At 49.6% G+C, this 415-nt stretch carries 1 rRNA gene; it reads right to left on the bottom strand.

What is annotated here, in order from left to right:
• A 23S ribosomal RNA gene (locus tag CWB80_RS21420) occupies positions 1-415 on the bottom strand; the annotation flags it as partial.

Here is a 415-nt window from a genome sequence, read left to right as displayed (position 1 = left end):
CCACTGTCGGCGGGTCGGTCATCCAGTTGATGTTACTCAAGCTTCACCCAGCCCCAGGCTAGATCACCGGGTTTCGGGTCTATCGCTTGCAACTATAACGCCCAGTTTAGACGCGGTTTCCCTCCGGCTACCCTAATCGGTTAACCTCGCTACAAAATATAAGTCGCTGACCCATTATACAAAAGGTACGCAGTCACCCTCGAAGGGCTCCTACTGCTTGTACGTACACGGTTTCAGGTTCTATTTCACTCCCCTCACAGGGGTTCTTTTCGCCTTTCCCTCACGGTACTGGTTCACTATCGGTCAGTTGGGAGTATTTAGCCTTAGATGATGGTCCACCTATATTCAGTCAAAGTTTCACGTGCTCCGACCTACTCGATTTCACTTAAGATGCATTTTCGTTTACGGGACTATC

It is taken from the genome of Pseudoalteromonas sp. S1650 (assembly GCF_005887195.1).
Classification (GTDB): Bacteria; Pseudomonadota; Gammaproteobacteria; order Enterobacterales; family Alteromonadaceae; genus Pseudoalteromonas; species Pseudoalteromonas simplex.
The sequence above is the reverse complement of the archived record's forward strand: the minus strand, read 5'-3'. Positions and strand labels throughout refer to the sequence as shown.